At 75.4% G+C, this 7,591-nt stretch carries 6 protein-coding genes; 5 read left to right on the top strand and 1 reads right to left on the bottom strand.

Features of this window, described 5'->3' with window-relative positions; all coding sequences use genetic code 11:
• The first annotated feature begins 259 nt into the window (after positions 1 to 259).
• Both AC069T_RS37770 and AC069T_RS37765 read left to right on the top strand, forming a co-directional pair.
• Positions 260 to 1,144 carry a biotin--[acetyl-CoA-carboxylase] ligase gene (locus tag AC069T_RS37770; protein ID WP_478787048.1) on the top strand — a complete coding sequence of 295 codons (885 nt, stop codon included), beginning with the start codon at positions 260 to 262 and terminating at the stop codon, positions 1,142 to 1,144.
• 208 nt (positions 1,145 to 1,352) lie between these two features.
• Positions 1,353 to 2,633 carry an adenylate/guanylate cyclase domain-containing protein gene (locus AC069T_RS37765; protein ID WP_478787047.1) on the top strand — a complete coding sequence of 427 codons (1,281 nt, stop codon included), beginning with the start codon at positions 1,353 to 1,355 and terminating at the stop codon, positions 2,631 to 2,633.
• Positions 2,634 to 2,748: 115 nt separating this feature from the next.
• On the opposite strand, the gene AC069T_RS37760 is transcribed toward AC069T_RS37765, so the two are convergent.
• Positions 2,749 to 3,414: a hypothetical protein gene (locus AC069T_RS37760; protein WP_478787046.1), complete on the bottom strand. Its 666-nt coding sequence runs from the start codon at positions 3,412 to 3,414 to the stop codon at positions 2,749 to 2,751.
• 203 nt (positions 3,415 to 3,617) lie between these two features.
• Here AC069T_RS37760 and AC069T_RS37755 point away from each other — a divergent pair, with 203 nt between their 5' ends.
• From AC069T_RS37755 to hutH, 3 genes are all read left to right on the top strand, one after another.
• A complete protein-coding gene (locus tag AC069T_RS37755; protein WP_358851756.1) occupies positions 3,618 to 4,430 on the top strand; it encodes an enoyl-CoA hydratase/isomerase family protein in 813 nt (270 codons plus the stop codon).
• A gap of 242 nt (positions 4,431 to 4,672) precedes the next feature.
• Positions 4,673 to 5,824: a GGDEF domain-containing protein gene (locus tag AC069T_RS37750; protein ID WP_478787045.1), complete on the top strand. Its 1,152-nt coding sequence runs from the start codon at positions 4,673 to 4,675 to the stop codon at positions 5,822 to 5,824.
• A 131-nt stretch (positions 5,825 to 5,955) separates the two neighbouring features.
• Positions 5,956 to 7,503, top strand: a complete 1,548-nt coding sequence (gene hutH, locus AC069T_RS37745) for a histidine ammonia-lyase (protein ID WP_476752598.1) — start codon at positions 5,956 to 5,958, stop codon at positions 7,501 to 7,503.
• Positions 7,504 to 7,591 lie beyond the last annotated feature (88 nt).

Genomic DNA, 7,591 nt, shown 5'->3' with positions numbered 1-7,591 from the left:
GGCGTGCTGCTTCTCGACGGCGCGCTCCGAGCCGGCGTGCGTCGCCTCTTGGATGCGGCGCTGCAGATCCGCGAGCTTGCCCGCGGTGGTGTGGATGTCGGGGTGGTGCAGCTCTTCCGGCTCGGACATCGGGATGCGGCTCCCTGCCTGCTCAGTGGGGACGTGAGGGTGACGTGCTCAGGGCTTGCTACTGACTCGTAGGGTAGTGGCGCGGATACCGTTCGGCAGTGCGGCGTTTACCACACCTAGGGTGGGTTGCATGACGCCGCGAGATTCCTCAGACCCGCACGACGAGCCCGGCAACGCCCCCCGCGGCAGCCGCTGGTCGGACCTGGACCGTCCCCCCCTGAACGCCGTCGCCCTGCGCCGGGCGCTGGTGCGGGAGGGCGGCCTGTGGTCCTCGCTCGACGTGGTACCCGTGACCGGCTCCACCAACACCGACCTGGCCGGGCGGGCCGGGACCCTGGCCGAGGGGGCCGTCCTGGTCGCCGAGGAGCAGCACGCCGGGCGCGGACGTCTGGACCGCCGGTGGAGCGCGCCGGCCCGCTCGGGCCTCTTCTTCTCCGTCCTGCTGAGGCCCGCCGAGGTGCCCGTCGAGCGCTGGGGCTGGCTGCCGCTGCTCGCCGGGGTCGCGGTGGCGACGGCGCTGCCCCGCGCCGCGGGCGTCGACACGGCACTCAAGTGGCCCAACGACCTGCTGGTCACCGTCGACGGCGAGGAACGCAAGGCGGGCGGCATCCTCGCCGAGCGGGCCGGCCCCGACGGCGTCGTCATCGGCATCGGTCTCAACGTCACCCTGCGCAAGGACGAGCTGCCGGTGCCGGGAGCCGGGTCGCTCGCGCTGGCCGGCGCGGTGTCGACGGACCGCGACACCGTCCTGCGGTCCCTGCTCCGCTCGCTGGAGGAGTGGTACGGAAAGTGGCGGGCGGCGGGCGGCGACCCCGCGCGGTCGGGTCTCCAGGAGACGTACGCCGCCGGGTGCGCGACCCTGGGGCGAGTGGTCCGGGCCGAACTGCCCGGGGACACGTCGATCACCGGCGAAGCCGTGGCCGTCGACGGGGACGGCCGCCTGGTGCTGGCCACCGAGGAGGGCGTGCAGCAGCCGGTGGGTGCGGGCGACATCGTGCATCTGCGGCCCGCCTGACCGCCGGGCGGCCGCTGCCGGACCCCGTGGCGTTCGAGAAGCGGGACCCGGGGCAGGAGTCCCAGGTCGGCGCGGGAAAGGGCGGCCGGAGCGAAAGGTTTCGGGACCGGCCCCATGACCGTACGAGTCAGGAGTGAGCCAGCGCACACCTGCCGTAGAGTTGAGCGCGGTCGATACCTGACCGCGGCAGATCGGAAGGGCAGCAGGCGTGACCGTCGACGACACGGGCTCCGGCACGGGTGCACACCCCGATCCCGACGCCGGGCCGGGGCGCGCCGCCGGACCGGCCGCCGACGGGCCGCGCGGCCCGGCCGACACCCACGGCCGGACGGACGCACCGGCCCGCCGGACCGACACCCACGACCGGGTGGACGCACCGGCCCGCCGGACCGACACTCACGACCGGGTGGACGCCGAGGACGGGCAGGGGCCCGAGGGCGACCCGCTCGCCCTGCGGCTCGAACAGCTCATCCTCGGCGCCGAGCGCCGCTACACCCCCTTCCAGGCGGCCCGCAGCGCGGGCGTCTCCATGGAGCTGGCGTCCCGTTTCTGGCGGGCCATGGGCTTCGCCGACATCGGCCAGGCCAAGGCGCTCACCGAGGCGGACGTCCTCGCCCTGCGCCGCCTCGCCGGTCTCGTCGAGGCGGGGCTGCTGAGCGAGGCGATGGCCGTGCAGGTGGCCCGCTCCACCGGACAGACCACGGCGCGGCTCGCCGAGTGGCAGATCGACTCCTTCCTGGAGGGCCTGACCGAGCCGCCCGAGCCCGGCATGACCCGCACCGAGGTGACGTACCCGCTGGTCGAGCTGCTCCTGCCGGAACTGGAGGAGTTCATCGTCTACGTGTGGCGGCGCCAGCTCGCCGCCGCGACCGGCCGCGTCGTGCAGGCCGCGGACGACGAGGAGATGGTCGACCGGCGCCTGGCCGTCGGCTTCGCGGACCTGGTCGGGTTCACGCGGCTGACCCGCCGGATGGAGGAGGAGGAGCTCGGCGAGCTCGTCGAGGCCTTCGAGACCACCGCCGCCGACCTGGTGGCCGCGCACGGCGGCCGGCTCATCAAGACCCTGGGCGACGAGGTGCTCTACGCGGCGGACGACGCCGGAGTGGCCGCCGAGATCGCCCTGCGCCTCATCGAGACGATGGCGAACGACGAGACGATGCCGGAACTGCGCGTCGGCATCGCCTTCGGCACGGTGACGACCCGGATGGGTGACGTCTTCGGCACCACGGTGAACCTGGCGAGCCGGCTGACGTCGATAGCGCCGCGGGACGCGGTCCTGGTGGACGGGGCCTTCGCGGAGGAGCTGATCCGCACGACCGACGCGCCCTCCTCCGAGGCGGAGGCCGCCGAGGCCGCGGCCGCCGCGGAGAAGGAGGGCGAGGAGCCGCCCGCCTACCGCTTCGCGCTCCAGCCGATGTGGCAGCGGCCGGTGCGCGGGCTCGGCGTGGTCGAGCCCTGGCTCCTCACCCGCCGGGACGCGGCACCCTAGGCCGCGAGAGCCCGCTCCTGACGCCCCCGACACCGCGCTCCGGGTGACGACGGGAAGGGCCGGACGGCTCTCACCCGCCGGGACGCGGCATCCGGAGCCGCATGCGGGACGCCCCTCAGCCGCCGGGGCGCGGCAGTCCGGCCAGGGGGTCGACGCACAGGCCGATGACCGGGACACACAGGCCCGGGCCGTCCGGCCGCGGGTCCGGGGCCGGTGCCGGGGCGTGTGTGCTGCGGCTCGGGGCGGGCCGCGGGGCGGACGAGGTGGCCGGTGGCCGGGACGGCGCGGGCGGCGCCGGGGTCACCGGGTCCGCGGGGGCTTCGGGGATGCCGGTCCTGGCGGTCGCGGGGTCCGCGGTCCGGGACGGCGAGCGCGTGCCCGCGGTGGGCGTCGGAACGACCGTCGCACCCGACGTCGGGGTCGGGCCCGCGCCGCCCATCACCGCCGTCGCCGACGCGGAACCAGTCGGCGGAGCTGGCCCGACGGCCGCCGCGGTGCCGCCCGCCGGGTCGTCGGCCGTGCCGGAACCGCGCGGCCCTGCCTCGGCGCGTCCCGTACCCCCGCCGAGCGGATCGGGCACCGGCCGTACGAGGCTCAGCGCGCCGGCGGCCAGGGCGAGCCCGCCGACGGCGACGAGCGCCCGGCGCGGCCGTGGCCTGCGGTGCCGTCCCCGGGCGGGGCGCGTCCACAGGGGAGCCCCGTCCTGTGCGCCCCCTGCTGCCGGCACCCGCGCCGCCCGCGCCGTACCCGCCGGATTCGTCGCTTCCGCTGTGTCCGCCATGGCGATCCCTCCCCGATGCGTCGGCGCTCCCCGGTGCGCCGTGGCGGTGCGCAGGTTATGCACCGCTTGCACGTGTACGGGGGGAGTCGGGGGTGTTGTCACCCGAACGAGGAGCAACGCGTGGTGGGACGCCTTTTCCTGGGCGGGCCCGGCTGCGATGATCGGAACGTCGGAAGTTAACCAGCGTTCACCAGGAGGGCGTCATGGCGGAGCAAGGGGACGAACGTCGGTTCGGGGAGTTCGTCGTCGTACGGCGGCACGGGCCCGGCCACGTCGCGGAGCTCGCGCTCGACCGGCCCAAGGCCATGAACGCGGTGTCGACGGACATGGCCCGCTCTCTGGCCGGCGCCTGCGACGCCCTTGCCGCCGACCGTGACGTGCGCGTGGTGGTGCTGACCTCCACCCACGAGCGCGCCTTCTGCGTCGGCGCCGACCTCAAGGAGCGCAACTCCTTCAGCGACGCCGATCTGGTGCGTCAGCGTCCCGTGGCGCGGGCCGCCTACACCGGGGTGCTGGAGCTGCCGATGCCCACCGTCGCCGCCGTGCACGGGTTCGCGCTGGGCGGCGGCTTCGAGCTCGCGCTGGCCTGCGACCTGATCGTGGCCGACCGTACGGCGGTGGTCGGGCTGCCCGAGGTGTCGGTCGGGGTGATCCCGGGCGGGGGCGGGACGCAGTTGCTGCCGCGCCGGGTGGGTGCGGCCCGTGCGGCTGAGCTGATCTTCACGGCGCGGCGGCTGCGGGCCGAGGAGGCGCGGGAACTGGGCCTCGTCGACGAGCTGGTGGACGAGGGCCGGGACCGCGCGGAGGCGCTCGCCCTCGCCGCCCGCATCGCCGCGAACTCGCCGGTCGGCCTGCGGGCCGCCAAGCGGGCGCTGCGGCTGGGGCACGGCCTCGACCTCCGCGCGGGCCTGGAGGTGGAGGACGCCGCGTGGCGCTCCGTCGCCTTCTCGGGCGACCGCGCGGAAGGAGTGGCCGCCTTCAACGAGAAGCGCACCCCGGACTGGCCGGGGGAGTGACGGGGGTCCCGCGCCACGGCGGGACATGGATGCACGGCGCGCCGCGACGGGCGCGGCGCCGACGCCCGGACGGGTCGCGCGGCCGGCCCGCTCATGCGCGGCTCACGAGATGGGGCGCTGCCCCGCTGTCGCCGCCCCTGCCCTCCGGGGTCACCCGACGCATTCCGGGGCGGTACCGCCAGTCGGGGGTGCGTGCGTTCGCTGGGTGCCCTAATTGTCGGAAATTTACCTAGCCTGTTGTGATGGGAGAGGACAGACGGCTCAAGGCCGTGGTGGCGCTGGCGCAGGGGATGGCAGCGGCGCACAGCCCGCGGGAGTCCTGGCGGGCCGCCGCACTCGGCGCGTGCCGCGCGCTGACCGGCAGCTTCGCCGCGCTCTCCGTGTGGGAGCGCGAACTCGGCCGGCTCCGCGTCCTGGTCAACGTGGGCGAGCGCGCGGCCGACGAGGCGGAGTTCCCCGAGGGGGAGGCCTACCCCGTGCACCAGTTCCCGGAGATCACCGAGTTCCTGCACGAGCGCTGGGCCTGCGGCGGCGAGCCCAACGCCTGGGTGGAGACGGCGGAGGGCCCCGCCGAGGGCCGCGCCGAGTACTGCCACCAGCGGGTCGCCGCGCTGCGCCGCCGCGGCCGGGGCTGCTGCGTCGTCGCCCCGATCGTCCTGCACGGCCGCGCCTGGGGCGAGCTGTACGTCGCCCGCCCGGTGGGCGACCCCGTCTTCGACGGCGACGACGCCGACTTCGCCACCGTCCTCGCCTCCGTCGTGGCCGCCGGCATCGCCCAGACCGAGCGGCTGGAGGAGGCCCGCCGGCTGGCCTTCACCGACGCCCTGACCGGCCTGGCGAACCGCCGCGCCGTCGACGTACGCCTCGACGAGGCCGTCGAGCTGCACCGCCGCGACGGCGCCGTGGTGAGTCTCGTCGTCTGCGACCTCAACGGCCTCAAGCGGGTCAACGACACCCGCGGACACGCCGTGGGCGACCGCCTGCTGGAACGTTTCGGGTCCGTGCTGTCGCTGTGCGGCGCGATGCTCCCCGGTGCCCTGGCCGCCCGGCTGGGCGGGGACGAGTTCTGTCTGCTCGCGGTCGGCCCGGCGGCGGACGACGTCGTCCGGATCGCCGACGAGCTGTGCCGGCGGGCGGCCGAGCTGGAGCTCGGGGACGGCGTGGCGTGCGGCGTCGCCTCCACCGAGGACCCCATCGGCCCCGTACGGTCCGCCCGCAGGCTCTTCCGGCTGGCCGACGCGGCCCAGTACCGCGCGAAGGCCGTGCGGGCCACGAATCCGGTGGTCGCCGGGCGCGAGGGCCCGGACGACCCGGTCGTACGCCTCGCGGACACCCCGTCGCCGGCCGCCGGGGAGCGCCGCCGCTTCCGCGGCCGGCATGAACCCCGGCCGTGAACCGCGCGGGGCGCGGGCGGCGCGGGGCCACTCAGCGGGGCCACTCCTGTGACGTACCTCGGAGTAAGGGGTCAACCGCCCACCCACTAGTGACATCGTCGAATTCACTGCGTACGCTCCTGAATATGGATATGCACACTGTGGTGGTGGGGACGGCGGGCGTGACCGCGTCCGACGTACTCGCCGTGGCGCGCGGCGGCGCCCGGATCGAGCTCTCCGGCGAGGCGGTGGCCGCCCTCGCCGCGGCCCGCGAGATCGTGGAGGCGCTGGCCGCCAAACCGGACCCCGTGTACGGCGTCTCGACCGGCTTCGGCGCCCTCGCGACCCGGCACATCAGTCCGGAACTCCGCGCTCAGCTCCAGCGCAACATCGTCCGCTCGCACGCCGCCGGGATGGGCCCGCGCGTCGAGCGCGAGGTGGTCCGCGCGCTGATGTTCCTGCGGCTCAAGACCGTCTGCTCGGGACACACGGGCGTGCGGCCCGAGGTCGCGCAGACCATGGCCGACATCCTGAACGCGGGCATCACCCCCGTCGTCCACGAGTACGGCTCGCTCGGCTGCTCCGGCGACCTGGCACCGCTCTCCCACTGCGCGCTGACCCTCATGGGCGAGGGGGACGCCGAGGGCCCCGACGGCGTCGTCCGGCCCGCCGGCGAGCTGCTCGCCGAGCACGGCATCGCCCCCGTCGAGCTGCGCGAGAAGGAGGGCCTCGCCCTCCTCAACGGCACGGACGGCATGCTCGGCATGCTGGTGATGGCCCTCGCCGACCTGGAGACGCTCTACAAGTCCGCCGATGTCACCGCGGCGCTCTCCCTCGAGGCCCTCCTCGGCACCGACAGGGTCCTCGCCCCCGAGCTGCACGCCATCCGCCCGCACCCCGGACAGGGCGCCGCCGCCGCCAACATGCTGGCCGTGCTGAAGGGCTCGCAGCTGACCGGGCACCACCAGGACGACGCGCCGCGCGTGCAGGACGCCTACTCCGTGCGCTGCGCCCCCCAGGTCGCGGGCGCCGGACGGGACACCCTGGCCCACGCCCGCACGGTCGCCGAGCGCGAGCTGGCCTCGGCCGTCGACAATCCCGTCGTGCTGTTCGGTTCCGGGGAAGGGCGCGTCGAGTCCAACGGCAACTTCCACGGCGCGCCGGTCGCGTACGTCCTCGACTTCCTGGCGATCGCCGCGGCCGACCTCGGCTCCATCGCCGAGCGCCGCACGGACCGTCTGCTCGACAAGAACCGCTCGCACGGCCTTCCGCCGTTCCTCGCGGACGACGCCGGCGTCGACTCCGGCCTGATGATCGCCCAGTACACGCAGGCCGCCCTGGTCAGCGAGATGAAGCGGCTCGCCGTACCGGCGTCCGCGGACTCCATCCCGTCCTCCGCGATGCAGGAGGACCACGTGTCCATGGGCTGGTCCGCGGCGCGCAAGCTCCGCACGGCCGTGGACAACCTCACCCGCATCGTCGCCATCGAGCTGTACGCCGCCACCCGCGCGATCGAGCTGCGCGAGGGCCTGACCCCGGCTCCCGCGTCGCAGGCCGTCATCGAGGCCGTGCGCGCGGCCGGCGTCCAGGGCCCCGGCCCCGACCGCTTCCTCGCGCCGGACCTGGCGGCGGCGGACGCGTTCGTCCGGGGCGGGCACCTCGTCGCCGCCGTGGAGCCGGTCACGGGACCGCTCGCCTAGGGCCTGTCGTTTGGATCACGCCGGCGTCGCGGGGTCTGGCACGCACATCTGCGGCGTTGTCGTCGGTCGCCGACGCTCCGCGTCGACT

The sequence above is a fragment of the Streptomyces sp. NPDC043867 genome (assembly GCF_056435845.1).
Note: the sequence above shows the minus strand (reverse complement) of the source record. Positions and strands in the feature narration are given on the sequence as shown.